The organism is Bacillus sp. S3, assembly GCF_005154805.1.
GTDB lineage: Bacteria > Bacillota > Bacilli > Bacillales > Cytobacillaceae > Neobacillus.
Window position 1 is genome coordinate 3,225,990 of the sequence record NZ_CP039727.1, and the last position, 26,482, is coordinate 3,252,471.

General features: G+C 38.8%; 28 protein-coding genes. 5 read left to right on the top strand and 23 right to left on the bottom strand.

Annotated elements, in window-relative coordinates:
* From FAY30_RS15510 to FAY30_RS15570, 13 genes are all read right to left on the bottom strand, one after another.
* Positions 1 to 1,356 (bottom strand): phosphoribosyltransferase family protein, encoded by a 1,356-nt coding sequence (locus FAY30_RS15510; RefSeq protein WP_190284668.1) that lies wholly within the window; start codon positions 1,354 to 1,356, stop codon positions 1 to 3.
* Positions 1,307 to 2,494, bottom strand: coding sequence for an HpcH/HpaI aldolase/citrate lyase family protein (locus FAY30_RS15515; protein ID WP_149870717.1), 1,188 nt, complete (start codon positions 2,492 to 2,494; stop codon positions 1,307 to 1,309). Before FAY30_RS15515 ends, FAY30_RS15510 begins: the two co-directional genes overlap by 50 nt.
* Positions 2,495 to 2,566: 72 nt before the next feature.
* The gene (locus FAY30_RS15520) at positions 2,567 to 3,346 is read right to left on the bottom strand and encodes a TerC family protein (RefSeq protein WP_149870718.1); all 780 of its coding nucleotides are present in this window, start codon (positions 3,344 to 3,346) and stop codon (positions 2,567 to 2,569) included.
* Between the two features lie 48 nt (positions 3,347 to 3,394).
* Positions 3,395 to 3,976, bottom strand: a complete 582-nt coding sequence (locus tag FAY30_RS15525; RefSeq protein WP_149870719.1) for a TerD family protein — start codon at positions 3,974 to 3,976, stop codon at positions 3,395 to 3,397.
* Between the two features lie 109 nt (positions 3,977 to 4,085).
* Positions 4,086 to 4,679: a YpjP family protein gene (locus FAY30_RS15530; protein ID WP_149870720.1), complete on the bottom strand. Its 594-nt coding sequence runs from the start codon at positions 4,677 to 4,679 to the stop codon at positions 4,086 to 4,088.
* A gap of 160 nt (positions 4,680 to 4,839) precedes the next feature.
* Entirely contained in the window at positions 4,840 to 5,616 is a 777-nt protein-coding gene (locus FAY30_RS15535) for a class I SAM-dependent methyltransferase (protein ID WP_149870721.1), read from the bottom strand.
* Positions 5,617 to 5,670: 54 nt separating this feature from the next.
* Positions 5,671 to 6,105, bottom strand: a complete 435-nt coding sequence (locus FAY30_RS15540; RefSeq protein WP_149870722.1) for a BrxA/BrxB family bacilliredoxin — start codon at positions 6,103 to 6,105, stop codon at positions 5,671 to 5,673.
* 54 nt (positions 6,106 to 6,159) lie between these two features.
* Positions 6,160 to 7,299: a conserved virulence factor C family protein gene (locus FAY30_RS15545; protein WP_149870723.1), complete on the bottom strand. Its 1,140-nt coding sequence runs from the start codon at positions 7,297 to 7,299 to the stop codon at positions 6,160 to 6,162.
* An 87-nt stretch (positions 7,300 to 7,386) separates the two neighbouring features.
* Complete coding sequence (locus FAY30_RS15550; RefSeq protein WP_149870724.1) at positions 7,387 to 9,282, bottom strand: ABC-F family ATP-binding cassette domain-containing protein; 1,896 nt, start codon at positions 9,280 to 9,282, stop codon at positions 7,387 to 7,389.
* Positions 9,283 to 9,930, bottom strand: a complete 648-nt coding sequence (locus FAY30_RS15555) for an HD domain-containing protein (RefSeq protein ID WP_149870725.1) — start codon at positions 9,928 to 9,930, stop codon at positions 9,283 to 9,285. It abuts the gene before it with no gap.
* Positions 9,931 to 10,011: 81 nt separating this feature from the next.
* Positions 10,012 to 10,860, bottom strand: a complete 849-nt coding sequence (locus FAY30_RS15560; RefSeq protein ID WP_149870726.1) for a DegV family protein — start codon at positions 10,858 to 10,860, stop codon at positions 10,012 to 10,014.
* Positions 10,861 to 10,995: 135 nt separating this feature from the next.
* The gene (locus FAY30_RS15565; RefSeq protein WP_149870727.1) at positions 10,996 to 11,511 is read right to left on the bottom strand and encodes a hypothetical protein; all 516 of its coding nucleotides are present in this window, start codon (positions 11,509 to 11,511) and stop codon (positions 10,996 to 10,998) included.
* A 15-nt stretch (positions 11,512 to 11,526) separates the two neighbouring features.
* Complete coding sequence (locus FAY30_RS15570) at positions 11,527 to 13,209, bottom strand: formate--tetrahydrofolate ligase (protein ID WP_411675456.1); 1,683 nt, start codon at positions 13,207 to 13,209, stop codon at positions 11,527 to 11,529.
* 247 nt (positions 13,210 to 13,456) lie between these two features.
* On the opposite strand from FAY30_RS15570, the gene metA reads away from it, so the two are divergent.
* Both metA and FAY30_RS15580 read left to right on the top strand, forming a co-directional pair.
* Positions 13,457 to 14,365 (top strand): homoserine O-acetyltransferase MetA, encoded by a 909-nt coding sequence (metA, locus tag FAY30_RS15575; protein WP_149870729.1) that lies wholly within the window; start codon positions 13,457 to 13,459, stop codon positions 14,363 to 14,365.
* A gap of 107 nt (positions 14,366 to 14,472) precedes the next feature.
* The gene (locus tag FAY30_RS15580; protein ID WP_223820791.1) at positions 14,473 to 14,685 is read left to right on the top strand and encodes a DUF3892 domain-containing protein; all 213 of its coding nucleotides are present in this window, start codon (positions 14,473 to 14,475) and stop codon (positions 14,683 to 14,685) included.
* A gap of 42 nt (positions 14,686 to 14,727) precedes the next feature.
* Here the strand turns inward: FAY30_RS15580 and mntR are convergent, their stop codons facing one another.
* From mntR to FAY30_RS15595, 3 genes are all read right to left on the bottom strand, one after another.
* Positions 14,728 to 15,150 carry a transcriptional regulator MntR gene (gene mntR, locus FAY30_RS15585; protein ID WP_149870730.1) on the bottom strand — a complete coding sequence of 141 codons (423 nt, stop codon included), beginning with the start codon at positions 15,148 to 15,150 and terminating at the stop codon, positions 14,728 to 14,730.
* An 89-nt stretch (positions 15,151 to 15,239) separates the two neighbouring features.
* Complete coding sequence (locus FAY30_RS15590) at positions 15,240 to 17,408, bottom strand: DNA topoisomerase III (protein WP_149870731.1); 2,169 nt, start codon at positions 17,406 to 17,408, stop codon at positions 15,240 to 15,242.
* 130 nt (positions 17,409 to 17,538) lie between these two features.
* Positions 17,539 to 17,820: a hypothetical protein gene (locus FAY30_RS15595; RefSeq protein ID WP_149870732.1), complete on the bottom strand. Its 282-nt coding sequence runs from the start codon at positions 17,818 to 17,820 to the stop codon at positions 17,539 to 17,541.
* Between the two features lie 282 nt (positions 17,821 to 18,102).
* On the opposite strand from FAY30_RS15595, the gene cspD reads away from it, so the two are divergent.
* Complete coding sequence (gene cspD, locus FAY30_RS15600) at positions 18,103 to 18,303, top strand: cold-shock protein CspD (protein ID WP_007084796.1); 201 nt, start codon at positions 18,103 to 18,105, stop codon at positions 18,301 to 18,303.
* 64 nt (positions 18,304 to 18,367) lie between these two features.
* Here cspD and FAY30_RS15605 read toward each other — a convergent pair whose 3' ends face one another.
* The gene (locus tag FAY30_RS15605) at positions 18,368 to 18,553 is read right to left on the bottom strand and encodes a zinc-finger domain-containing protein (RefSeq protein ID WP_149870733.1); all 186 of its coding nucleotides are present in this window, start codon (positions 18,551 to 18,553) and stop codon (positions 18,368 to 18,370) included.
* Positions 18,554 to 18,573: 20 nt separating this feature from the next.
* A complete protein-coding gene (locus tag FAY30_RS15610) occupies positions 18,574 to 19,230 on the bottom strand; it encodes a reverse transcriptase-like protein (RefSeq protein WP_149870734.1) in 657 nt (218 codons plus the stop codon).
* Between the two features lie 171 nt (positions 19,231 to 19,401).
* Between FAY30_RS15610 and FAY30_RS15615 the strand changes: the two genes are divergently transcribed.
* Complete coding sequence (locus tag FAY30_RS15615; RefSeq protein WP_149870735.1) at positions 19,402 to 19,794, top strand: RNase H family protein; 393 nt, start codon at positions 19,402 to 19,404, stop codon at positions 19,792 to 19,794.
* Positions 19,795 to 19,861: 67 nt separating this feature from the next.
* Here the strand turns inward: FAY30_RS15615 and FAY30_RS15620 are convergent, their stop codons facing one another.
* Positions 19,862 to 20,131: a DUF6123 family protein gene (locus FAY30_RS15620; protein WP_149872737.1), complete on the bottom strand. Its 270-nt coding sequence runs from the start codon at positions 20,129 to 20,131 to the stop codon at positions 19,862 to 19,864.
* 47 nt (positions 20,132 to 20,178) lie between these two features.
* On the bottom strand, positions 20,179 to 20,670 hold the full coding sequence (locus FAY30_RS15625; protein WP_149870736.1) for a divergent PAP2 family protein: 492 nt from the start codon (positions 20,668 to 20,670) through the stop codon (positions 20,179 to 20,181).
* 86 nt (positions 20,671 to 20,756) lie between these two features.
* On the opposite strand from FAY30_RS15625, the gene sspL reads away from it, so the two are divergent.
* Positions 20,757 to 20,894, top strand: coding sequence for a small, acid-soluble spore protein L (sspL, locus tag FAY30_RS15630; RefSeq protein ID WP_149870737.1), 138 nt, complete (start codon positions 20,757 to 20,759; stop codon positions 20,892 to 20,894).
* Positions 20,895 to 20,947: 53 nt separating this feature from the next.
* Here the strand turns inward: sspL and FAY30_RS15635 are convergent, their stop codons facing one another.
* The 3 genes from FAY30_RS15635 to FAY30_RS15645 all read right to left on the bottom strand — a co-directional run bounded on the left by FAY30_RS15635 (position 20,948) and on the right by FAY30_RS15645 (position 26,417).
* Entirely contained in the window at positions 20,948 to 21,841 is an 894-nt protein-coding gene (locus tag FAY30_RS15635) for a 5'-3' exonuclease (RefSeq protein WP_149870738.1), read from the bottom strand.
* 65 nt (positions 21,842 to 21,906) lie between these two features.
* Complete coding sequence (locus FAY30_RS15640; protein ID WP_149870739.1) at positions 21,907 to 22,728, bottom strand: sulfurtransferase; 822 nt, start codon at positions 22,726 to 22,728, stop codon at positions 21,907 to 21,909.
* 14 nt (positions 22,729 to 22,742) lie between these two features.
* Positions 22,743 to 26,417, bottom strand: a complete 3,675-nt coding sequence (locus tag FAY30_RS15645) for a dynamin family protein (protein ID WP_149870740.1) — start codon at positions 26,415 to 26,417, stop codon at positions 22,743 to 22,745.
* Positions 26,418 to 26,482: the final 65 nt, after the last annotated feature.

A 26,482-nucleotide genomic window follows, 5' to 3' on the forward strand; every position in this document is an offset into this window, starting at 1 on the left:
TTATTCACCTCTGACCTTCGAAAAAAAGACAATCTTAATTGAATTAATTGCTGTGTTCAGTAGTTGCTTTAGCATTGGTTTCAGCTTCTCATATTCTATTTCTCTTTCGAAAAAAATAAATAGCTCATCGTAATGACCTGGTGGAATATTATAAACAAAGTGCGCAATCTCCTGATCCTCGGGATTTGGAAAGTTCGCACCAAATCTTGCCCCATAGCCTTCAACATTTTCGATATAGACCGGGCTTCTTGTGGTGGATTGATAATAAACATCACTGCCCATTTCAGATGCTATTTTCATTGGAAGGTACATAAACTCTCCCGTTCCTAGGCAGAGTGTTTTTTTTCCCGTTCTTTTCCCTGTTAGGAATGTGGCAGCAATAGAAACCTTTCTATGTAAAGCGAAATTTTCACAACTATTCATGCCAAATCGTCCCGTCTCCTCTATAAATGCTGCCCCGTTCTCCTGATTAGCAGAGGAAAATCCAGTGGCAGTAAAAAAGGCTGAAAGATCCACAGTTTCAACAATCGGATCTCGCCGATCGGATAATTCTTGTTTGGGTTTTTGCTGTTCAATTTCTTTTAATTGCCGCACTTTCACAAAACCAGATATCAAGCTGATGACATTAATTTTTATCCCTAGAGTTTGCTCCAGTCGTGAAAAATTTTGTTTATCTTCTTCAGAACGCCAATCCAAAATACTTACGACCGTATATTCCTGTCTCGGAAATTTGCGGTGGATTGATTCAATAATATTTATTGCCGTTTTTCCAGTTGTCATTTCATCGTCTACTAAAATAATCTCCCGTTCATTCTGCACCATTCTTAAAGGTATATAACAGCGATGCGATGTCGCATGAGAATGCTCTTCTTCAAAGGTTATTTTAGGATTTTCCTTGATAAGCTCTTCCCTGGTTGTGTGGAAGTATTCGCCAGCCTGGAAGCAGTCAAAAAAGGCATGCCCAAGTGCGGTCGCCGTTTCAGCAAAACCAATGATTACGGGATTAATGGCAGGCGGTATAAAGGCTTGAATATTAAAGGAATCACCCGCAAGAAACGCAGACATCTGTTTTTCCTTTTCAACACAATTTAAACCTTTCACAGATTCTCCAAATCTGGCAGCTAAAAGAGCAGCTGTCAAAAGCCCTTTATTAGGATCAATCGGTAAATGCTTACCTAACACTTTACTGACAAACAAGAATGAGCGCTTCTTATTGATTCGTGCTGCCATGGTAAAGAGCTCTTCGATTGGCAGATTATATGGATTTTCTGTTACCTCTATTACCGTTTCGATGGAGTCAAGGATATTAAACGTATACTTCTTTTTTGATAAGGTCAATGTTGGTGAATTCTTCATGTAACACCCCGAAAAGCTTTGATTTTAAGAGAATTTTCGTTGCCCAATAATAATGTGGCTTAATTTCATTCATTTTGTTCGCAAATTTACTTTTCATGACACCGATCTTTCCTGTTGATGCACTTACTATATTGCATGCATCAATGTATTCCTCATAGGAAACTACATTTAGAGCCTGAACAATTTTAATATGCGAAGGATGGATAATCGTTTTTCCTGTTATACCGTTGGCAATATCCATAAGGATTTCACGGATCAACCCATCCATATTTTCATCAATTAACTGAGCCCTCCATTTTAACCCATCATCACCATATCTTTCACGAAAGGGAGTTTGGCGGAGCTGCGGCTTTAACATCCTTTTTTTAGTTGAAAAATATTCCCAAACTGGCCCAGATACTACATAGGGACTATCAAATCGTTGAAAGACATTGATAATATCAGAGATACAATCCCTTAAAACGGCAATCTCATATACAGTGGTGTCTGCACTCCTGCGAATCCCATACAAACCACAAAAATCCGTTGCCCCTATCCGCACATTCAGAATGTGCTCTCTATAACGATCGAGAAGTTGCTTAATCTTCATTAATTCTTCCATTCTCGTATCCTTGTGGATGACAGAAGCAGTTTCTAAGATTGGCATCGCATAAAACGGATTCTTCTCTGAGTGAATCTCGCGAACCATTTCTAATAAGTCCGTGCCATTTTCGGCGCTAAACTTAGGGAGAACAACCCCTGTCAAAAGATTAGTCGCTGGCCCTAACTTTTGGGTTACTCGCTTAAGCTGCTCAAGGTTACGAATTCGAATAAACAACAGTGGTAGATCAACAAAGCTTAAAAATCCCTTATTTACTTCTGCGAATAATTTTAACATCTCTTTGATAAGCAGTCCTTCGGCTTGAAAAACTTCATTATCACCGACCGCATCTTCTAGGTCGATGACGAGAGATGTTAAACCTTCATGCTTCTTTGAAAGGATTTCCTGATGAATGTTAGAGCGTGTGGCAGGCATATAGAGAGTCGCTCCTAAACCATAGGATAACAATTCTCGGCTTGAATATTTATTAAATACCTGTGGTTTTTGATAGAAAAACCGCTCTATTTCATCCTCATAAAAGTATGTAAAAAATTCCATAACCCTTACTCCTCTTTTAGGTAAAAAATAGAGGAGACGGACTTTTCGTCAGCTCCCCATTTTTGTCAAATATTATGAATTGGTTTCCTTGCTGGCTTCCTTTTTCTTATTCATATAGTGAATAACAAATGTAGCCGCAAATGTAACTAAAAGAATAATAAAGAATGTCACATGTCCCATATCAATTCCAGCTACAGCTAGAAGCATTTTTGTGGCAATGATCAGGATTAAAATATAGGCAGTAGTTTCCAGTTCAGGGATTCGGTCAATTAATGTTAAAAATACACCTGCAACACCACGCATCATTAACACACCAAGCATACCGCCGATTAATAAAACCCAAATCTCTTCACTGACACCGAAGGCCGCAAGAACGCTGTCCACAGAGAACGCAATATCCATTAATTCAACGGCAATAACTGTTCCCCAGAAGGTGCCAAATAAACGTATCAACAATCCGCTTTGATTCATTCCATGCGCTTCTTCTTCATCTTCTGCTCCAGCAGCTCTTCGCTTATCAATGAAATATTTAATGGACAACCAAGCGAGATATCCTGCCCCTAAGATTTTCACCCACCATAACTTTATGAGGAAAACCCCGATTCCAATTGCAATAAATCGGAAAACATAGGCGCCTAACAAACCATAAAAAAGAGCCTTTTTACGTTTTTCCGGCGGTAAGTGTTTAACCATTACCGCTAAAACAAGAGCATTATCGGCAGAAAGTAATCCTTCAAGTATAACAAGTGTACCAATAAGCCCCCAGCTTACCGGATTTGATAACACTTCTCCCCACATTTCCCAATTGAAAAACTGGGCATAAGTGTCTAAAATATGCTGTAAAACCGTCATGTAAATGAATTCCTCCTAGATTGTCTCGGGTTTATAATTTCATATCTATTAAGCGATTGATAAACCAAAGTCAGTTGCTAATGCAGCTAAGCCGCCTTGATATCCGCTGCCAATCGCGCTGAATTTCCATTCTCCATTATGACGATATAATTCGCCAACAACAATGGCCGTTTCGATTGAAAAATCTTCACCAAGGTCATACCGAATAAGTTCTTCACCTGTTGCTTCATTGAAAATCCGGGCATATGCGTTTGAAACCTGACCAAAGTTCTGATTTCTGCCTTCAGCCTCATGGATGGTAATTGTAAAAGCAATCCGTTGAACGTTCGCAGGAACCGTTGTCAAATTAATTTTCACTTGTTCATCATCACCCTCACCAGCACCTGTGCGATTGTCTCCGGTATGTACAACAGCGCCGCCTGCTCCTTGTGGATTATTGTAGAAAACAAAGTCCGTTTCGTTCGATACTTTGCCATTATCCCCTAAAAGAAATACGGATGAATCTAAGTCGAAATCATGTCCACCATCATATTTATTGGTGTCCCAGCCAAGTCCTACCACAACATTCGTCAGCCCGGGATTTGTTTTGGTTAAATCTACTTTTTGACCTTTAGATAAACTTACTGCCATTTTTCATTCCTCCAATTTTGGTAATAGTCTATTTACGCATTTCTCTTAAAAAGGTTTCATTTTATTATAATAAAATTTTTCATTACCCATTCGTTTAAATCGAAACTAGCTAACTCATCCATTTTGGTGGTGTATTTTTTGCCCAATAAATGGATCCTAAATCATGATGACTTTGGAAATCATCGTGGTATGTATGGTAATGAAAATTAAACCAGAATCCTTCTTGAGGCGGATTATCACGTCGAACATGAAAACGTAAGATATCTTTTCCTGATTCGCCATTTTTAATATTAAATATTTTTTCAGAATGTCCGGCACTAGGCTGCTCAGTAATGGAAAGATTTTTTATATCTTCTTCCGGGAATTGGGAGGCAGTTTCATCAAGTGCTTTTTCAATATTTGGCAAAATAATTTCGCGGAATTCATTTTCAATCACTGGCTTAATTCTACTGCCAAATTTTTGATAAGACTGCATTTCTGCCTGCTTAATTAGATCTTCCATAAACTGTTCTCTGTTAAACTCTGATTCTTCAAGAAATTGATTTTTTCGCGTAAAACTATTTTCAGGTGAAGAAGCTTCAAAGGCATCCCGGTCTTTGAAATTATCAGCATTCACTTGATTCATTAATTGGGATGGAGTTACGAGACCAAATGTTAAAATGGAAACCATTACAAACAGCGATTTTCGAAGCCACTTATTCATACCTAAATCACACCTTTTTTCTCTCGTTTCAAACTAAATAAATACTTACAAAATATTATACTTCTTTTTTAGCAAAAATGGAAAAATCAGTTTCAACTTTTTTCTGAATTTTCTTTTTCTATCAATAAATTCCATTAAAAAAACTGAAAGCCCGTGTCTCTCAGTTTTTTTCGATAATTCCAAAATGAAATTTTGCGCTTTTTCGACGGTTGACAATAAAACCATACCTCTCAAAGCGCTGACTCTTATAGTAGTCTTTCAGGACAACCCTTTTTTTCGCGACTCTCAATGCTTCTATTATTGATTCCTCTGTTAAATCATCGTGGATGGCAAATTGGCCTAACCCCTTAATACCATCAGACTCTAGAATCGTTTCCTCAAACATTGGGTCAAAATAAACACAATCGACCGAATCATTTTGCTGCGTCTTTAAAAATTCAAGTGCCTTACTTTGAATGACAGTAATTTTTTCCATCGCTTCTTTCATAATTTGCAGACCAGGATCCCATACTTTAAGTCCTTCCTGCACAATATAAGCAAGGTATTTATGTCCCTCAAGCCCGGTAACATGGCCTCCCTTTCCGACTAGAAAGCTTGCGACAATTGCATCAGAAGCTAGGCCAAGAGTGCAATCAAGAATAGTCATACCTTCAGTTAGTTGTGCTGCATCGGCAAATGGATCGTTCTCCCCGCTTAGCAGCCGCTTGATGCGAAACATAGCAGAATTGGGATGGAAAAAGAATGGGAGCGTGGAGCCTTTTTCAAACAGCTCTACACGATCTTTCCCGACCACAAGACAGTCACTGTTTGCTTTTAATTGCAATTGGATAATTGATTTCTTTTTTCTTGGAAGATACGGTACTCCTAAAGTTACAGCAATTTCTTTGGCCTTATCTGTCATTTCTTGATTTGTACGACCGGCAGTTGTTACAAACATACAATCATCCCATTTAAGTTAATAAAAAGAAAAGGACGTCTAATGACATCCTAGTTAGCAATGAACTTCAAACGCTCCCAATAAATTTTGCATAACCGTTTCCATTGGCATACCTTCAATATCATGGCGGGGAATGAAATGGACGACCTTTCTATCCTTTATTAACGCCATTGATGGAGATGATGGTTCAATTCCCTCGAAATACTCACGCATTTTAGCCGTTGCCTCTTTATCCTGGCCAGCAAATACGGTAACAAGATGATTCGGCTTTTTGGCACTATTTAGAACCGCTTGTGTCGCAGCAGGGCGGGCTAGTCCGGCAGCACAGCCGCACACGGAATTCACCACAACAAGTGTCGTCCCGTCTGATTTATCCATAAAGTTTTCTACAGCTACTGGTGTTGTCAGCTCTTCAAAACCAGCTCTTGTCAGCTCTTCCCGCATCGGCAGCACCATTTGTTTCATATATTCTTCATATGCATTAGACATTTAATCACTCCATTTCTCCTATTTATAATACTATACAATTGAAAAGTTACATAATTACGTGTCTGACTTTCTCGCTTCGGTCATCTGCTTCCAGACGGAACCCATTGCTTCCTCGCCGCCTTCAATTCTTTCAATTGCCATCTTGATTTGCAAGCTAACCTCGAATTCCCGGTCGTTTTCCGCTGCTTTTAAAGCTGGAATCGACTTTTCGTCACCCACTTCGTATAAAAACATTGCCGCTCTCCAGCGCACCAATTTACTTTGATCTTGCAATGCCTTTGCCATTTCTTCTGAGGCTTCGGCAAAACCTAAATCAGATAAGCAATCTCCTGCGGTTCTCCTGACGGTAACAGTTTTATCCTTAAGCGCCCGATATAAAAGCGGCAGCACTTCCTTCTCTTTTATCATCCCAAGATAGACAGTCGCCAGTCTTCGAATCGATGGTTTCTCATCTGCTAAAGCCTTTTCAAGAACAGGTAAATCATCAAGTTCGGGGTCATCCATTTGCTCAAGAAGCTGATAGCGAATCTGCCAGTCTGGATTCTCTAGATTGGCAATAGTTACTTTATTGCGAGTTCGATGTGGTTTGTGACCAACAGCGGTAGTTGAGTCGCTTGTTTGAGCTTTTATGACAAGTGCTTCTAAACGATCTTTTGGATAGGCAGCGATTAATTCCTCGACAACCTCTATGCCAATCTGATCAAAGTCACCATAGCGGACACCTTGATTTTGCCATTTCCGCAATAGAATATAGTTGTCTTCGGGAAGTTGAGCCCGCTCCCTTGCCTTTAAAAAATAATCAGGCATACCAAATCTGCGTTCCGTCGAGCTGTCTGTCAGCTTTACTTGCAACGGAATATCCTTAAACATTTGGATTTCAACCTTAATTTCACCAAAATGTTCATCTACTTTAACGGTTTGGACGGCATCATCCGCTTTTTCTCCAAAAGCCTGCCGGACTTGAGGCAATAATTCCTTCCAGTCATATTTCGCATTCCGCTCAACGGCTAAAAAACCAACGACGTGGTATACGCCTTTAATCCCTTCAATTTGTAGGATAGACTGGATAATTGGAGGTGCCTCATTTGCAGTTTCCTTCTTATAATTATGGCTCTTCCCCATTGGCAGTTCTTGATCTAAATTGATTTTCATCGTATTCGGACTTGGCGTTGGTTCGATGGTCTTAATTTTCAACACAATCACCTAATTCTCATATATTTCAATTACAAGTTTAACATAACCGAAATAGCACTTTCATTTGAAATGCATTTGGCAAATGAATTAGTCATTTTCGGCAAGTTCCGCAAGATATGACCAGCGCTCGATTAGATGCTCGAGCTTTTCATTCAATTCAGCTTCCTGCTTCATCAACTCCTGAGCCTTAGTAAAATCACTGCCTACCGTTCCCAATTCTTCCGTTATCTCTTCAAGGCTGGCCTCAGTCTGTGCAATAACCTCATCAATCTCTTCCCATTCCTTTTTTTCCTTAAAGGTGAGCTTTTTCTTCTTTTCCTTTTCAAGAGCTCTGGCAGGTTGATTTACCTTTGTTTCGGATTTCACCTTTTGTGCTTCAAGTTCCGTTTCTCTTGAAAGATAATCGCTATAATTTCCATAGAAAAATTCAATTACCCCTTCACCTCTTAACACCAATAACTGCTCAGCAATTTTATCAAGGAAATATCGGTCATGAGAAACCGTAATCACAACACCAGGAAATTCTTCCAGATAATCCTCTAATACTGTCAAGGTTTGAGTATCGAGATCGTTTGTTGGTTCGTCCAGCAAGAGAACATTAGGCGCGGTCATCAGAAGCTTTAAAAGGTAAAGCCGGCGCTTTTCGCCGCCGGACAGCTTGCGGATAGGCGTTCCATGTGTAAATGCCGGAAATAGAAAGCGCTCCAGCATTTGTGCTGCAGAAATCGTTTTCCCATCTGATGTTTCTACAATCTCAGCTGTCTCTTTAATATATTCAATCATGCGCTTATTTTCATCCATATCTTCACTTTCTTGGGTATAATAAGCAATTTTAACCGTTTGTCCCATGATGAATTCACCTTCATCAAGCGGGATTTTCTTAGCTAAAATATTTAATAATGTTGATTTGCCGGCTCCGTTCCTGCCGATGATGCCAATTCTGTCCCCTGGTTTTATGAGTAAATTAAAGTGATCTAAAATCACCTTTTCCACATAGTGCTTCGAAGCATCCTTCAGTTCAAAAACCTGTTTCCCGAGCCTGCTCCCATTTAACGAAATATCCAGTTTTTCTCCGGATGGCTTCCCGCTTGAAAGTTTATCTTCAAGGTCTTCAAATCGCTGAATCCTTGCCTTTTGCTTCGTGGTTCTCGCTTTAGCCCCGCGCCTCATCCACTCGAGCTCACGTCGAAAGAGGTTACTTCTTTTTTCAAACGTAGCCGCATCATTTTCCTCGCGGATTGCTTTTGCCTCTAAAAAGGCTGCATAATTTCCTTTGTAGCTGTAAAGATTTCCTCCATCTAATTCAAACATGCGGTTAGCTACCCGGTCTAAAAAGTAACGATCGTGAGTAACAAGCAAAATAGACCCCTTGTATCTGCTTAGGTAGTCCTCCAGCCATTTAACAGAATCAAAATCAAGATGGTTTGTCGGCTCGTCTAAAATCAATAAATCCGGTTCAGCAATTAATACCTGAGCTAAAGCAACCCGCTTTTTTTGTCCACCCGACAGCTCACCGATTTTCTTTGTAAAATCCTCAAGCCCTAATTTCATTAAAATCGACTTGGCATTTGTACTAGCATCCCACGCATTTAACGCATCCATTTGCTTTTGTAATCGAAAAAGCTCCTCTTGAACCTTAGAATCATTTGGCGACTTATTCAGAGATAATAAAGTCTTTTCGTAATCCCGCATTAGTTTAAGTATTGGTGCATCGCCATGAAAGACCTGTTCTAACACTGATTTTTCATCATCTAACTCTGGCTTTTGATTTAAAAAAGAAATCGAATAATCTTTACCCGTGATGATTTTTCCTTCGTCAGGCACATCAAGACCGGCAATAATTTTTAATAGAGACGATTTGCCGGTACCGTTAATCCCAATTAAACCGACACGCTCTTTTTCACTAATGGTAAAAGAGATGTCATTAAAAAGCTGTTTCTCGCCATATGTTTTCGAAACATTTTCCACTGTGAGCATTTTCATTTACTTTTTTCCATCCCATTCTTGGTAAAATTGGTCTAGAAAACCAAGCATCATCTGCTGACGGCTTTCCGCCATCTTTCTGGCAGCATTCGTGTTCAATAAATCTGTTAATTTCAAGAGCTTTTCATAGAAATGGTGGATGCTTGTTGATTTCCCTTTTCGGTATTCTTCTATCGTCATTTCATTCCTTACTTCAATCGACGGGTCGTAGATTGGCTGTCCTTTTTTACCGCCATAAGCGAATACTCTGGCAATTCCGATGGCACCAATCGCATCTAAGCGGTCAGCATCCTGAACGATTTTTGCCTCTATTGTTAAAAGCTCCTTTTTTCTTCCACCCTTAAATGAAATCGATTCAATGATTTGGATAATATGTTTTCTTTCCTTGTCAGCAAGGGAAATCGTTTTGAAAAAAGAAGCTAATTTCTCTCTGCCTTTTTCAGCACTTTCGTTTAGCTTTTCATCGGGGATATCATGGAGAAGCGCAGACATTTCAATGATAAACGGATCTCCTGTCAATTCTTCCTTGGAAATATGTAAGGCATTTCGCCGCACGCGGTCTACATGGAACCAATCATGCCCTGTTGCATCTTCACCTAATTCACTTCGGACAAACTTTTCTGTCTCTTCTATAACTTGATTTTTCAATCACAAACACCTACCTTCATCCTTGCTATTTTAACATAAATAAAAAATCCGCGGAATTATCACTGAATTCCGCGGATTTTATTATTTTAGCCCATTAAACCAGCTGATCCCCAATGTGTTTTCACCGGCATGGACCCCGATTACAGCTCCAAGCGGACAACACTTAATCTCCAGTTGCGGAAATTGTTCCATTAGCTCACCTCGCCAATGTTCTGCCTGTTCCTCATGTAATCCGTATAAAATATACACTTCTTTAAATTGGTATTTTTCATAGGAAAGGCGGAAGTAATCAAGAATTTTTTCTTTTGCCTTTTTCTCTCCACGAACCTTTTCCTTCACTTCTAATGCGCCATTTTCGATCGAAATGATCGGTTTAACATTTAACATACTGCCAAGGAAGAATTGCAGCCCTGACATTCTGCCGCCACGATGAAGCTGTTCCAGACTTCCAATCAATACATATGTCTCGTTTGTATCCCTGATTTGTTCAAGCGCTTCCTTAACCGCATCAAGGCCGTGACCTGCAGCAAATAATTCCATCCCTTTTTTCAATAAGGCAGACATGGGATAGGTAAGGATTTGTGAATCAAAGATTGTTACCGGAATATCAACTAGTTTGGCTGCCTGCTCACTTGAGGATACCGTTCCACTTAATTTTCCTGAAAGGAGGACAGTGACAATTTGGTCATAATCCTTCGCAAGCTGCTCATATAAAGATTGAAACGCACCCACAGACGGCTGCGATGTCATCGGAGGGTTTTTCAATTGTTTTAAACGGTCAAAAAGCTGTTGTGGGGTTAGGTCTATCCCATCGGAATACTCTTCACCATCCAGCAAAACTGTTAATGGAATCGTATACAAGTCTGGATGATTTTTCAATTCCTGATCTAAATAGGCAGTACTATCGGTAACCCATGCCGTCTTCACCAATGCATCTCCCCTTATTTTTAGTATGAGGTCTTATTATCTAGTTAGTACCATCGTACCTTTATTTTTGAATATTGTAAATATTTTATACTACAAATAGAACCAGCTATTTTATAAAGCTGGTTCTACGTTAATTTTCTATATTGCTTTGTTCAGTTTTTCTAAAGTGATTACCAGAAAATCAGTCATTTCAACCAGATCATCTAATTGATCTTCAGTAATCAATCGATCAAATACCAACGTAATGACTGTTTTAATGCTTTTATCCGGTTCTAGCGGTTTTTTGTGAACGGACAGAGATATTTTTCTAGTTGCTCCCCAAATATCACGAAGGATTTTTACTATGGATTGATAATCAATTTCCACATCATGTTCAAGAAAGAACTGCATGTTTAAATAACACCCGGCATGATGATCTGATAGTGAATTTGGAAGGAGCTCCGCTGCTAAATTATGAAGGTCTGATTTTAACTCCATTTTAACGATGACAGAACTATGAGGCAGTCGAATAGATACATCAAACTGACGGGACATTTTAGCCATATTTAGTAAATCATTTCTGTCCGTTATGACGATTTCACCGCTAATGTCCCGATCATAAAGGACACCTTCAATCACAACCTTCATATTATCGAAAGCCGTTGGATCAAACATTATCGCGACTCCTTTTTAGAAAAGCCCAACTGCATTTCCGTTTTCATCTATATCCATTTTTAAGGCTGCAGGTTTCTTAGGCAAGCCTGGCATGGTCATGACTTCACCTGTTAAGGCCACAATAAAACCGGCCCCAATCGATGGTTTAAATTCCCTGATGGTAACGGTGAAATTCGTGGGTCTGCCAAGCTTTGTTGGGTCATCTGATAAGGAATATTGGGATTTTGCCATGCAGACGGCCAAATTGGACCAGCCAAACTTTTCAAATTCAATTAATTGTTTTTTTGCTTTTGATGAAAACTCGACATCCTTCCCACCATACACCTTTTGTACGATGGTTTCTATCTTTTGCTCAATCGAGTCAGATAGATCGTATAACGGGTGAAATTTGTTTTCTTCTTTTTCGATGACTGCTAAAAGCTTTTCAGCCAAATCGATACCTCCCAAACCGCCTTTTTCCCATACTTCAGTTAGGGCAACTGGAACCTTCTCCCGATTACACCACTCTAACAATGTTTCGACCTCAAGATCAGTATCGGTAATAAATTTATTAATTGCAACCACAACTGGCAGCCCAAAGCTTTTAATCGTTTCAATATGCTTTTGCAAATTTGCAAATCCTAATGTAAGCGATGGAATATTTTCTTGGGCTAAATCTGTTTTCGCTACACCGCCATGCATTTTCAAGGCACGAATGGTCGCGACGACAACAACGGCCTCCGGTTTAATCCCTGCACTTCGAGATTTGATATGTAAAAACTTTTCTGCACCTAAATCCGCTCCAAAACCGCCTTCGGTGATGACGTAGTCTGCTAACTTTGCAGCTGCCGTTGTGGCAATTACACTGTTGCATCCATGCGCAATATTGGCAAAAGGTCCACCATGAATCAGCGCAGGAGTATGTTCAATCGTTTGAACAAGGTTTGGCTTAACAGCTTCTTTTAAAAGCAACGTTAATGCGCCCTCAACGCCTAGATCACCTACTGTAACCGGCTCCTTATTCATATTATAGGCAACCACCATCCGAGATAAGCGAAGCTTTAAATCCTTTAAATCAGTTGCTAGACAAAGAACCGCCATAATTTCCGATGCCACTGTAATATCAAAGCCATCTTCTCTTGGTATCCCCTGCAGAGGTCCACCCAGTCCAATAATTACTTTTCTTAATGCGCGATCATTTAAATCAACAGCCCGTTTCCATACGATACGGCGCTGGTCAATTTTCAGCTCATTCCCTTGTTGGAGATGATTGTCAATTAATGCTGCGAGGGCGTTATTTGCTGTTGTAATCGCATGAAGGTCTCCAGTGAAATGGAGATTAATATCTTCCATTGGCAATACTTGTGAGTAACCTCCGCCTGTCGCCCCCCCTTTAATCCCCATTGTCGGACCTAATGAAGGTTCACGCATCGCAATCATAGCTTTTTTACCAATGCGATTAAAAGCATCTCCAAGCCCAACGGTAACAGTCGATTTCCCTTCTCCGGCAGGTGTTGGATTAATCGAGGTGACAAGAATGATTTTTCCACTTTCTTTTGTCCTCATTTTGATTAAGGCATCATTGGAAATCTTCGCTTTATATTTCCCATAAAGCTCGAGATCATCCTCTGTCAAACCGATTTTTTCAGCTATTTCCAAAATTGGCTTCATTGTTGATGCTTGTGCAATTTCAATGTCTGATTTCACAGTTGTTTTCATAGCCACATTAATCCCCCGCTTCAGCATTTATAATTTGATCTACTTTTTCATTGTACCAAAAAAGCGCTTTCTTTCCGATTGTTAATTATGAACAAATTATTATCTTTTCTGAAATTATAATAATGTTTATAATAGAAATATCGAATTTTTATAATATTCATTGACTTTGAACTGTTTGCCGTAGTATTAATGAATTTAGTATTCAGAATTTTGCCTTAGAGCAACTTACAAAAAGGGGGATGATCACTTGCCAATTAACATTCCAAAGTTATTGCCTGCAAGAGAGGTTCTTGAGCAGGAAAATATTTTCATTATGGAAAATGAACGGGCAATCAGCCAGGATATCAGGCCTTTAAAAATACTGATTTTGAATTTAATGCCTGAAAAAGAAAAAGCAGAAACACAGCTCTTAAGATTATTGGGAAACACACCATTACAGGTAAATGTTAATTTGCTAAAAACCGACTCATATGAATCTACTCATACTAGCAAACAGCATTTGGAGCAGTTTTATACCACTTTCCCGGAAATTAAAAATCAGAAATTTGACGGGATGATTATAACTGGTGCCCCTGTTGAACTATTAGAATTCGATCAGGTAAAATACTGGACCGAATTAACCGAAATTATGGACTGGGCCACTCAAAATGTAACCTCAACATTACATATTTGCTGGGGTGCACAGGCTGCACTTTACTACCATTACGGCATCCGTAAATTTGAGTTGCAGCGAAAATGTTCAGGGATATATCCCCACCGTATATTCGAGCAAAATGATATTTTATTACGGGGATTTGACGACCAATTTTATGCTCCCCATTCCCGCTATACGGATGTTTCGATTGAGGCAATCTTACAAAAGCCTGAGTTAAAATTGCTGGCTGCCTCAGAAGATGCCGGCGCATTATTGATTGCATCTCAAGACCGGAAGCATGTGATGATTACCGGACATTTGGAATACGAATCCGATTCACTGGCACAGGAATATGAAAGAGATTTGAATAAAGGTCTTGAAATCCATATGCCAGAGAATTATTTTCCAAACAATGACCCTACCCAGCCTCCTATTAATCGCTGGCGTTCTCATGGTCACTTATTTTTTTCAAACTGGCTCAATTATTATGTATATCAAGAAACCCCATTTTCTTGGGATTAAAACAGAGCATCGGATTCGTCCGATGCTCTGTTTCTATTGAGAATATATCATCCTTTTGTTTAATATTCGTCCAATCAAGGAATAATACGGACAAAGGAGGAATTTCATTGGAATCAATTTCTGCTGTACATCGCAACCATTTCGGAGATATTATCAGTTTTGTTACATCGGAAGGGCGTGTAATTTCTTATCGCAAAGCCCTATTAGAAGTTGAGAACGGACAGATTGAGGGGGCACAAGCCATCCTGGATCTGGAAGGACGCGTGTCATTAATTCCGGAGATTGACCAGTCTTTTGACCATTATCCTAACTTATATTAAAAAGCACCCAGCCATTTTATTTTGCTAGGTGCTTTCTTTTTATCACTCTTGTTCATTTTGCTTTTGAATATCTCTCAATTGATCCACTCTGCCCTCGTCTTCTTCAAAAAACTGAACAAGGTCACCAATTCGATCAATAGAATCCCAGCTTAAATGATGTTCGATGCCTTCAACATCGGTATAAATATTTTCTTCTTTAACACCAATAATGTTAAGGAATTGTTCAAGTAAATCATGCCTAAAGACAAGCCGTTTACCAACTTTATTCCCTTTTGTCGTTAACCTTAGCCCTCGGTATTTCTCATAAACCAAATATTCATCTTTATCAAGTTTTTGCACCATTTTCGTTACTGAGGAGGGATGGACAGACAGCGCTTCGGCAATATCTGAAACCCGAGCGTATCCTTTTTCTTCAATCAAAATATAGATTTGTTCAATATAATCTTCCATACTAGGTGTTGGCATCCCATAACCTCCAAAAAAATTACTCCATTAAAAGTTTACTATAGAAAAAATGGAGTGACAAGGCTCTTTATCACTTAATGCAGGAAACGTTATTTAGTTGATGTTTCCGCAAATGCAAATTTAACCTTTTTTTCTTGTTCATCAAGGATCAGCCGTGCGTTAAAGGTATTATCCCTATTAGTGAATCCTTCAATCAAGTCAGTCTTTCCTTCAGAAAGAAGCAGCTTAATATGTTTTTGAGTAATATTTTTCCCGAGGATTTTTTTAGAAATGGTAAAATTGCATTGATTCTTTTTATAATTACTGCAGCCGTAAAAACTACCCTTATCAATAATAGTTCCATCACATTTTTTACAAGGCCCAAGTTTTGTGACGGTATTTCTCCTTGTTCTTTGTTTTCCGGGGGTGAAGCTCTCAATTATTTCCTCAGAAAATGTCCAGCTGGCAGATTGATCCATACTAGAGGAAATTAAATGGACGACCATCTTTTTTGTTTGCTCCATAAAATGTATGGGCACCGCGGAACCCTCAGAAATTTCCTTTAGTTTTTGTTCCCATTTTGCAGTCATTTCTGGTGAAGCAAGGATTTCCTGACCTATTGCTCCAATTAATATTTTTGCTTTTGCCGTTGCATAAACCAAATTCTTTTTCACTTCAATGTATAATCGATCCTTGAGCATCGTAATGATTCCGGCACGAGTAGCTTCCGTCCCAAGACCTTCAGTTCTTGTCAATACTTTTTCAAGTTCTTTATCATCAATATGCTTACCAGCCGTCTTCATTAATGTAATTAACTGACCTTCGGTGTAACGTTTTGGCGGCTGTGTCTGACTTTCTTTTACCTCTGCCTTTACCGTTTTCCCCTGCTCTCCCTTTTTCAGGTCAGGAAGTTCCGGCTCATCCTCACGTTCCTTTTGTTTAAGGACCTTTCTCCATCCTTGTTCAAGTTGTACCTTGCCCTTCGAAACAAATGCCGCGCGTCCATCAACTAATGTAGTAACGGTAGTATATTCAGCTACAGCATTATAGTAATGAGCGGCGATTAAACTGGTTACAATTAAATCATAGAGTTGCCGTTCGTCTGGGCTAAGCCTATCCACATGTGGGATTTGTTCAGTAGGGATAATCGCATAGTGGTCCGTTACCTTCTTTTCATTGACATATCGTTTATTATCCGCAATTGAGGCTATGGGTAATGGGAAAAAGCTTGCATATGCTTTTATATGACTCAATTTATTAAGAATTTCAGGAAAGGTATTGGCCTCTTCTTTTGTTACGTACTGCGAATCAGAGCGGGGGTAGGATACATGCCCTTTTTGATAGAGCTTTTGCAGGACATCTAGCGTTTTTTTCGGTGGAAATTTAAAGCGTTTATTTGCCTCTGCCTGCAATGCAGATAAATTATAGAGTAACGGTGGTGAAAATTCTTTTCTCTCAGCTATTACATCTGCTACTTCAGCGGACTTTTCACGGCAAAAGGCAGCAACTTTTTCAGCCATTTCCTTTGTCTTAACGCGGGTTTCCCCTTCATTTTGCCACTTTCCGCTATATTTTTTGCCATTGATGTCAAAATGGCCAACTACCTCCCAAAAGGGCTCGGATTTAAAATTCTCAATTTCCAGTTCCCTTTTTACAATGAGGGCTAACGTTGGCGTCTGTACCCGGCCAACTGAAAATACATCTGAAAAACCTCTCTTCTGGAGCAGCAGGCTATAAAGCCTGGATCCATTCATTCCAACAACCCAATCCGCACAAGCTCGGGTATAGGCTTCAAAGTATAAACTTTTCGTCTCACTTTCATCTAACAACTTAGAAAAACCTTCGCGAATAGCGTTAGGTGTTAACGATGATATCCAAAGTCGTTTCATCGGTTTTTTACAATTGGTTAACCTTAAGATATTGCGGATGATTAGTTCACCTTCACGCCCGGCATCTCCTGCGTGGATTATTTCTGTAACAGCTGGGTTAGCAACCAGTTTTCTTATAACTGTAAATTGTTTTGCTTTATCTTTTGTAACTTCATACTTGAAATGTTCAGGTATGATTGGCAAGTTGTCCAATGACCATTTTTTCCAGCCCGGTTCATACTTTTCCGGTGCCACGAGCTGACAAAGATGGCCAATCGCCCACGTGACATACGCCCCTTTTGTAAACGTTTCATTAGGAAAAATCTCAATAAAGCCATTTTGTTTTTTATGTTTAAAAATTGAAGCTAATGTTGAGCCTTGGTCGGGTTTTTCAGCAATAATTAATTTCATTTATTTATGCTCCTTTTTACAGCATCCCGGATTCATTTTCCCACTTCAAGAGAGTTTCGTAAAGAGATAAAAAATGAAATAGGGGTGCCAAATTATTATGGCCCCCTTGGAAAACAATCTATTTATTTAACTATTTTAATCCTTTGATGCTTTCTCCCTGGATATACCAATTTTCTTCAGGAACGATATTGGATACCGTTAATATTAAAGATGGAATTCTTTCTACATCGAAGACAATGGCACCTATTTTTTTCGCAAACATAATAAAGGCACTACCATGAGAAAAATTGGCTAAATCATCGCCAATATGCAGCAGTGACATCAAAATCGCCTGCTTTTCATCTGCCTCAATAGAAATTTGTGGTGAGAATCTTAAAATCCAATCCTCTCCCTCGACTGAAAATCGGAACATGTGGGACCCCACCTCTAACATGTTAAAGTTATTAATTTAACATATGAGATAGAGCCATTATTATGTTAAGTTACAAGTTAAATTCAGACTTTTTTATTTATTTGTTGAAACCTGAATATTTTAGGCAAAAAACAGTCTGCACTTCCTTGACTGTCCATTTTCATTATTGTATATTAAAAGCATCATGTAACCGAATAACAAAAATTGTTCATTTGCTGCATGAAAATATTTAACTTTGGCACCAACAGATGGTGTCTTGAAAGGCTTAGGAGGAAGAAGTACATGCAAAACGGTAAAGTAAAATGGTTTAACAACGAAAAAGGCTTTGGGTTTATCGAAGTTGAAGGCGGCGACGATGTATTCGTACATTTCAGCGCAATCCAAGGCGAAGGCTTCAAATCTTTAGAAGAAGGCCAAGAAGTTTCTTTCGAAATCGTTGAAGGAAACCGTGGACCACAAGCTGCAAACGTTGTAAAACTATAATCTTTAAATAATAATGACCGATCAAAGGCTGACGATTTTCGTCAGCCTTTTTATTTCAATTAAATCACTTAAGTTTGCTTCCAACCTCTTGCAGTTTAATACCTATCGTACATTGCGAAATACAGAAACGATGTGCCAATCTCCGCCCGCCGTCTTTTTTTAAATGCTGATGTAAAAAACAGCCGTCACAATATTGTTTCATCAACTCTTCTGCTTGGCTAAAAAGTTCTTTTCTGACTGAATGCTTCATTACTACTGAGCACCCTCTTTTTATAGTATTAATGTTTTGGCGAAGATTTCTTTTCCTTCTAAAGCTTGAGTAGCCAATTTATCTGACTCCTTATTATCTTTTCTAGGAATGACTGTATATTTTGCCACAATTCCGAGTGCTTTCATTTTTTCTTCAATCCGGTCAAGCCATCGGTTTAGCGTTTCTTCATAACATGGCCATTCTCCTTCAAGCTGCTTTAAAACTCCCTGTGAATCACCTCTAAATTCACAGGAAAGATGTTGGACTCCCAAATCTTCTAAAATATTTAATGCATAATAAAAAGCCGCGTATTCTGCTTCGTTGTTGGATTCCATTTCATTAAAGCGAGCGTTTGCCCGGATGCGGTATTTCTTTTTTCCTTGTTTAAAAAAGATCACAGCCCCAAGCCCTGCCTGATTTGTTTCCTTATGAAATCCACCATCAAAATAAATGGTAATATCATGGGGATCATCCTCGATTTCCGTTAACAGCTTTTTCATTTCTTTTAGTATCCAAGATGTCCCCTTTTCATCATAAAAATACAATTCTGTTACCTTTCCGGTTCCTTCAAGCTCTTCGCCCATTTGCAGGGCTACTTCCCCTGCTGCCCATTCAGATGAACATTGGACTTTTTCATTTGTTTTTAGTTTGTAGTTCCACTCGAGCCTATATTTCATTGTTTTCAGCCTCTCAAGATTGAATTTCATGGTCTTACCAACTAGCTTATTCATTTTGCCAATAAATATATATATTTTTATTCAAAACCACAGAGAGCTTAAAATATTTTCCCGTATTACTGTATTAAAATATGTTAAACTTTCATTATGATCATACAGGAGGAATCTGAATTGATTGAAGTATATATTGATGGAGCAAGTGCCGGTAACCCCGGTCAAAGCGGGGCTGGGATTTTTATTAAGGCACATGGCACAACGGAAAAATATTCACTGCCGCTAGGCATTATGTCAAATCATGAAGCTGAATTTCATGCTTTTATTCAAGCTTTAAACATCTGCTTAACTAAAGGATTCGTCCATTCAGTGGTATCGTTTCGTACGGATTCAGAATTAGTAAGTAGATCAGTCGAAAAAGAGTTTGTCAAAAATAAATTGTATGCTCCCTTACTTGAAGAAGCATTACAGTTAACGAAAGAAATCGATTTATTCTTTATGAAATGGATTCCAAGTTCCGAAAACAAAGTGGCAGATGAATTAGCACGAAAGGCCATCCAAAAAAATTAGTTCCGTTACAAAAGAAAGAAAACGTCTTGAGGTAAGTAAAAAACTCCCGTTCATGGGAGTTTTTCGCTTAAATTGCGAGTAATTCTTGTTTCTTTACAAAATGTATAGCGGCTTTCCTTGTGTTAATCTGATTTGAAATAAATGTTTCCAGCAATGACATATAAAAACTGCCGTCAAAGCTCTTTTGAGCCTTTAACGTTAACTCTATTGCTGTATTGGTCATTTCATCTGAAGCATTTGTATAATGTTTCCCGAAGAAAATAAAGCCAACGGCATCTTCTTGAAAATGAAAGCCTTTTCCCGTCAAGTAGCACAAATACTCTTCAACTGTTTGCACAGACAACCCATTCCTCTCCCCACGGTATTCGAAATATGAATATCCCCTTAAAATCTTACCCTAAAAGTTTGGGCTTTTCTATTCTTTTTTGTACATAAATGACCAATAGCCCCGACCGCTATACCCAACAGGGCACCACCAAGCACTTCTTCAGGCTGGTGTCCTAACATTTCTTTTAACTTCTTTGGAGATTCCTGTTTTACTTCAACACTTTCTTCTTTATGAATTTTTTCGATTAATTCATTCATGGAGTTTACCTTTAATGTAAGTTCGCCTGTCTGCCTCCTGACACCTTGTGCATCATACATAACAATTAATCCATACACAAGAGAAAGCGCAAAATCGAAGGTTGGCAGCCCTCTTTGCAGAGCAATATAGGTGGTTAATGTGGAAACTCCAGCAGAATGTGAGCTAGGCATGCCGCCCGTACCGAAAAATAACTCAGGCCGCCATTCCTTCTTTTTCACATAATGAATTGGTATTTTCACAGCTTGGGCAAGTCCAATGCTAAAAAGTGCCAAATAAACACCCTTATTCATTTTTTATCACCTCTCATATTATTGTTAGAGAACATGAGTTGGATTATTCCATATGGAAATACTACTTTTAATGGGAGGTGATCTTGATGGGAAAAGGCGCTAGCAGAAACCGCGGTGTAAAGGCACCTGGAGTGAATCCACAAGGATATGGACAAGATGCAGAATTTGCCGAGGAACCAAAGAGTAAGCTTGAAAATGCTGCAAAGAAAAAGAACACAAAATAACATATTTTTACCAAAAAAGGTTGTCCCTGACTCGAGACAACCTTTTGCTGCTTTTAAGAAATAATCGCTTCGTCCAACGACATCAGCCGTTGTACTCCACGCAGTTCAATTTCCATTAATTTATTTAAAGCTTTCTCTTTTTCAATTCGCAGTCCTGCCTCTTCAAAGACACAGTTAACAGGAACATCGCATTTTATTTCCGCAAGAATCCTTGAAATATGGAGCATGTCTAAGTCCTGCTCAATTTTTGTTTTATTGGATTTCGACAATCGATCTAGGTTCTCTATAATACCCTCAATATGTTCAAATTCTTGTAAAAGCTTCAATGCCGTCTTTTCACCGATTCCCCTCACACCCGGATAATTATCACTTGTATCACCCATTAGAGCTTTTAAATCAATCATCTGTCTAGGAGTAATCCCTTTTTCTTCAAAAAAGGTTTCCGGCGTGTGAACAAGGTAATTCCCGTACCCTTTTTTCATCAAAATAACGGAGATGCTTTCGTCAAGGAGCTGGAGGATATCCTGATCACCAGTTAATATCGACACATGTGCATCATGCTTCATTTGATTGGCAATCGTTCCGATACAATCATCCGCTTCAAAACCTTCTAATCCGATATTGGGAATATCGAAGGATGCAACAACTTCCTTGACTAAATCAAATTGCGGGATAAGCTCGACAGGGGCTTCTCCCCGATTTCCCTTATAATCCGGAAATAATTCAGTGCGGAAGGTTTTACTGCCCATATCCCAGCAAACAACAAGGTGTGATGGTTTGAATGAGTTTACTGCTGTAAATAAATGTTTAATGAATCCGTGAATTCCATTTGTTGGAATTCCTTTAGAATTTATCATAAATTGACCTGTTACTGCTGTAGCATAAAAGGCGCGGAATAACAGGGCCATTCCATCAACAAGCATAAGTGAAGGTTTTTGATTTTCCATTCTCTCAGTCCCTCCTATAAAAAAAACAATACGAGAACCATTATAACATAAGAAGGACTGATATATTATAGGATATTATTTTCCTCATAAGAGATCCAGTCGCTAAAACTGCCAACATAAAGCTTAACCTTTTTAAAACCAGCTTCCTTTAAAGTGAGGAAATTAGGGACAGCCGTGATCCCCGACCCACAATAAACGATAATTTGACTCTCAGGGTCAAGGTCATGAAACCGTTGTTTTTGTTCCTCAACTGGTAAATATTTATTGTTTTGTAAACCGTTCATCCATGGCTTATTGAGTGCTCCTGGGATGCGGCCGGCTTTTTTATCAATTGGTTCCTCTATACCAAGAAAACGCTTTTCTTCGCGGGAGTCGATAAGAATTTTGTCCCGTTTTTTAACGGCTTCCCTCACCTCTTCTACATCCGCCATTAGTTCAGATCTAAAATTGACATGAAAAACCGCTTTTTCAAAGTTTGGAATATCCTTCGTTATTGGATTATCGCCAACAATCCAGCCACTATATCCGCCATCAAGAACATACGCCTGTTCATGGCCAAGATATTGCAGTAACCACCAAAACCGGGCAGCATATTGCCCTTCACCGCTATCATAGGCTATGACTGTTGTATCGTCACCAATACCAGCAGCCTCAAGCTTCCTAACGAACTCAGCTGTATCTGGCAATGGATGCCGTCCGCCATGATCTCCAACCGGCGCTGACAGATCCTGTTCTACATCAAAGAATACAGCACCAGGCACATGACCGATTAAATAGTCCTTTTTCCCTTTTTCGGGTTCTGCCAATGAATAACGGCAATCAATAATTCTAATATTATTTTCATTTAAATGATTCAAAACCCAATCCTGTTCTTTCACAAATTTCATTTGCCAGTGCCCCCTTAATTAGTTGATTCTTTCTTCAGACCTTTTTGGATGTCGATTAAAAGTTCGATGGACACTCCACCTTCCAAGGCAGAAAGAAAGCCTAGATAGAATTCATCCGCTTGCTCATTTAGTTTCTTCACTACTCGATTGAATTCTTTTGTCAATTCAGCTTCATAATGGGCAATTAACCGCCTTGATTCATTTTGCAAATAGTTATCCGCAAGTCCGTTTAAAATCTTATATAGTTCATCACTCATGTATTTCTTTTCATTTTTTTCAAAAAAAGATTTTGGATTATTAAAATAGGTCATTGCTTTCGCAAATATCTGCTGGTCGGCATCGATAAAGGCAGTTGGAAACTCAATTCTTGAGCTTTTGTCTTTTTCAAATGCAGAAAAGGAAAGGTCTTCGTTTATTTCTTGCAGATTCCGAATGAATCCTGTTTGATAATCGATTAATAGCTTTCCAATAAAACGGTCGATTCTGACTGTTGTTGCTCTCATTTCTTGTGCAAAATCAAAGCCCAGGCTTTCGAGAAACTCATCAAGAGCACCATGCAGTGCCTTTTTTAAATTTCGGCCATCGTCGCGAAGTGTTGACGGGTTAAAGGCCTCTTTAAAGAAATCGCCAAAACGCAGGAAAACCCTTTGTTTAATATAGAATACTAATTCTTCTGCTTCCATTTGCAAACGGCTTTGCAAAGCCTCGGCAGTTTGTTTCTCCGTTAATGCCATGATTTCTGCCTTTTGCTTTTCAATCTCGGTTCTTTTTTGTTCTTTTACTGATTGATCTTCATTGGAGCTTTGGATAAGCCTGCTCACAAGTTCGTTGACACGGCTCAATTCGTTTTCAGCTGCAGAAATGCTCATTTCTGTTAGGTCATTTGAAATGAAGTGATAAAAATTCTCTTCAAACCTGCTCATACCGGAAGCTGCTTCCATTTTGCGATTTAATTTTTCGTTTATTGCGAGCAAACTTGATAATGGATATAGATGTGGATTCCTAATTCCATATTTCAATAGCTGCTCTGTAACATACTGAGAAACGGTTTCCTGTTCGTCATTATTTTCCGCAAGATCTATCGCATTAATAATGAAAAACATTTTATCCATTTGGAATGAATCTTTTACCCGTCCTAACTGAATTAAGAATTCACGGTCCGCTTTTGAAAAAGCATGGTTGTAATACGTCACAAAGAGAATGGCATCAGAGTTTTTAATATACTCAAAGGCCACACCTGTATGACGGGCATTAATGGAATCGGCTCCCGGGGTATCAACGAGTGTAATTCCTTTTTGTGTTAGCTCGCAATCATAGTATAGTTCTATCCATTCGACATAACAGGATTTTTCTTCCATCGCGACAAAATCATGAAATTCGTTTAAATCGGTTTTCTTAATCGTTCCGAGTAATTCGATAAATGCTGTATATCCTTTTTTAAACGCATGCAAAAAGGCAAGGTGTGTTTTTTCTAGTACTCCATCCAGACCTTTTTCAAGTAAAATTTGGTCAATTAATTTTGCTGCTGTATTGAAATCACCGGCCCGTAGATCAAAAATTTTCAAGGCTCGGTTGACATCCTCAAGCATGGTTTCATGGTCCTTAAACTTCACTAGAACGGTTCCATGCGGATATTCAGCCGAAACCGGCTTTATCTTATTGATGGCAGCGGTCGTAGGATTAGGAGAAACGGGTAATACCTTTTCTCCCATTAGAGCATTCGCAAACGAGGATTTCCCGGCACTGAAAGCGCCAAATAATGCGACCGTAAATCCCTTGTTTTCCAATCTCTCTGCCTTCTCCTTTAGTTCCTTTGCCAGCTTTTGAAACCCAGGCAGCGGACTGATCAGCTTTGATGCATGAGAAAGCCGCTCAGTCGTATTCTTCAATCGATCTACACTTTGATTGCTGTCAAGTATTCCAGTTTCCTTAACAGCGGGTACTTCCACTTTTCTTTCTTCAACGGTGAATCCTTGTTCTAGAGAACTGATTTCACTCGCAGAATTTACAACCTCATATTCTTCCTCTTCTTGAACAAACAGCTTATATGCATCATTCTGGAAATCATAAGACTGCGTAAGAAGTTCATCAAGTGTTTTTTCACGTAAAGAACCTTTTTGTTCATGCTTTGTTAACTCTTCGAATGCATTTACATATTTTTCGATTTTACTAAATTGCTTTTCATATTGTTCCTTTATCTTGACTGATTGATTTTTAACCGCATTTAGAAAGCTGGTTTTAAAATCGGCCAGTTGATTTCTTGCAATTCTTTTAATCCCACCCGCAACATCCTCAGTATAGTGGAGGACATATTCTCCCGTTACACGTGCCCCTGACTTTACGGTATTTTTCACGAGATCAATGGGGACAGGGATGGAATAAGCTTGTGCTAAGCCAGTGAGCTCGCTTTGATGAAGATCTGCATTCTTTAAGGTTTGAAGCAGAAATTCTCTCACATGCCACTCAAGCTGTGATTTTGTTTTTTCAAGAAGATCTTGATAAAAACTCTCTAACCTTTTATTTTTTTCTTCCAAAGTTTTTTGCTTTGCAAACAGGATACCTACTTTAAATTCCGGCTGACAGGATTCTAAATAGCTTTCTGCTAACTCCCTCGTTTGAAACGGCATAAGATAAGCCGTTTTCATAATTTGAGCTATTTCCTCATCAAATTCTTTTTCCTTGTCACTCGAACCTACTTTTATCGTCTTCAAAGTAGACGTAAGATCTTCATAGGAAGATAGTAAATCGTGTTTTTCATCTTCTGATAATTCATTTAGCATTTCAATGATCGGTGCAAGTTCTTCTTCTTCTTCCTGTCTATTTACTTCATTAGCATGATCTTGGACAATTTTTCTTAACGAATGATATATGGATGGAACGAGCAATTCATCCTTTGCCGCCAATTTTTCTGCAATAAATGCTTGAAGTTGCCGGAATTCATTAAAAGGGTGATTGGTTTGCTTTAAAGACGTATAAAAAATCCGTGGAGGCTTTACTCCCCATGAAGCAAACGAATCAATCACACTCTTTTGGAAGTCTAAGAAACTTAATTCCTCATCTTTGTGCTTATCAATTTGGTTAATCACCAAATAAACTTCTTTCCCTGCCTCTGTTAATTCTCTAGTAAATAGAAAGTTTAGTTCTGCCTGGACATGATTGTAGTCCATTACGTAAAAAATTAAATCAGCCAGATGGATCGCAGATTCCGTTGCGATTCGGTGGGCATCATCGGCAGAATCAATTCCCGGCGTATCCATGATCACGCTATTCGAAGGCAGTCGGGAGTCACTGTGGCTAATCTCCAATTCCTCAATACTGTCCCCATCTTTACAATAATTTTTTACTAATTCATAATCATATGGAGCTAAATAAAGCCTTGGCTTTTCATTTTTAAAAAATACTTTTGCATAATCCTCACCGGATTTAACCTTGACTAAATTTGCACTTGTGGGAATCGGACTAGATGGCAGTAGATTTTCCCCTACCACTTGATTTATCATCGTTGATTTTCCGGCGGAAAAATGACCGCAAAATGCTATCAGGAATTCGCGAGTCTCCAGCTTTTTCGCAAGCTGCTTTACCTTTTCTGCCTGTTTTGAATCATTGGATTTTACTAAATACTCATGTATTGAAACAATTTTTTGTTTTAAAGTCTGGATTGTTTCTATCTGCTTGGTTGTTTGTACCATTTTTGATTATTCCCCTTAATAACGTTGTAATATTTTTTATTTTATACGATAATTCAAACTTTTCC

Bases quoted from the DNA above. Each gene is read 5' to 3' on its own strand.
- FAY30_RS15510 (WP_190284668.1), bottom strand. From the start codon at position 1,356: ATGAAGAATTCACCAACATTGACCTTATCAAAAAAGAAGTATACGTTT.
- FAY30_RS15515 (WP_149870717.1), bottom strand. From the start codon at position 2,494: ATGGAATTTTTTACATACTTTTATGAGGATGAAATAGAGCGGTTTTTC.
- FAY30_RS15520 (WP_149870718.1), bottom strand. From the start codon at position 3,346: ATGACGGTTTTACAGCATATTTTAGACACTTATGCCCAGTTTTTCAAT.
- FAY30_RS15525 (WP_149870719.1), bottom strand. From the start codon at position 3,976: ATGGCAGTAAGTTTATCTAAAGGTCAAAAAGTAGATTTAACCAAAACA.
- FAY30_RS15530 (WP_149870720.1), bottom strand. From the start codon at position 4,679: ATGAATAAGTGGCTTCGAAAATCGCTGTTTGTAATGGTTTCCATTTTA.
- FAY30_RS15535 (WP_149870721.1), bottom strand. From the start codon at position 5,616: ATGTTTGTAACAACTGCCGGTCGTACAAATCAAGAAATGACAGATAAG.
- FAY30_RS15540 (WP_149870722.1), bottom strand. From the start codon at position 6,105: ATGTCTAATGCATATGAAGAATATATGAAACAAATGGTGCTGCCGATG.
- FAY30_RS15550 (WP_149870724.1), bottom strand. From the start codon at position 9,282: ATGAAAATGCTCACAGTGGAAAATGTTTCGAAAACATATGGCGAGAAA.
- FAY30_RS15565 (WP_149870727.1), bottom strand. From the start codon at position 11,511: ATGTTTGATCCAACGGCTTTCGATAATATGAAGGTTGTGATTGAAGGT.
- FAY30_RS15570 (WP_411675456.1), bottom strand. From the start codon at position 13,209: ATGAAAACAACTGTGAAATCAGACATTGAAATTGCACAAGCATCAACA.
- mntR (WP_149870730.1), bottom strand. From the start codon at position 15,150: ATGCCAACACCTAGTATGGAAGATTATATTGAACAAATCTATATTTTG.
- FAY30_RS15590 (WP_149870731.1), bottom strand. From the start codon at position 17,408: ATGAAATTAATTATTGCTGAAAAACCCGACCAAGGCTCAACATTAGCT.
- FAY30_RS15595 (WP_149870732.1), bottom strand. From the start codon at position 17,820: ATGTTCCGATTTTCAGTCGAGGGAGAGGATTGGATTTTAAGATTCTCA.
- cspD (WP_007084796.1), top strand. From the start codon at position 18,103: ATGCAAAACGGTAAAGTAAAATGGTTTAACAACGAAAAAGGCTTTGGG.
- FAY30_RS15605 (WP_149870733.1), bottom strand. From the start codon at position 18,553: ATGAAGCATTCAGTCAGAAAAGAACTTTTTAGCCAAGCAGAAGAGTTG.
- FAY30_RS15610 (WP_149870734.1), bottom strand. From the start codon at position 19,230: ATGAAATATAGGCTCGAGTGGAACTACAAACTAAAAACAAATGAAAAA.
- FAY30_RS15625 (WP_149870736.1), bottom strand. From the start codon at position 20,670: ATGAATAAGGGTGTTTATTTGGCACTTTTTAGCATTGGACTTGCCCAA.
- sspL (WP_149870737.1), top strand. From the start codon at position 20,757: ATGGGAAAAGGCGCTAGCAGAAACCGCGGTGTAAAGGCACCTGGAGTG.
- FAY30_RS15635 (WP_149870738.1), bottom strand. From the start codon at position 21,841: ATGGAAAATCAAAAACCTTCACTTATGCTTGTTGATGGAATGGCCCTG.
- FAY30_RS15640 (WP_149870739.1), bottom strand. From the start codon at position 22,728: ATGAAATTTGTGAAAGAACAGGATTGGGTTTTGAATCATTTAAATGAA.
- FAY30_RS15645 (WP_149870740.1), bottom strand. From the start codon at position 26,417: ATGGTACAAACAACCAAGCAGATAGAAACAATCCAGACTTTAAAACAA.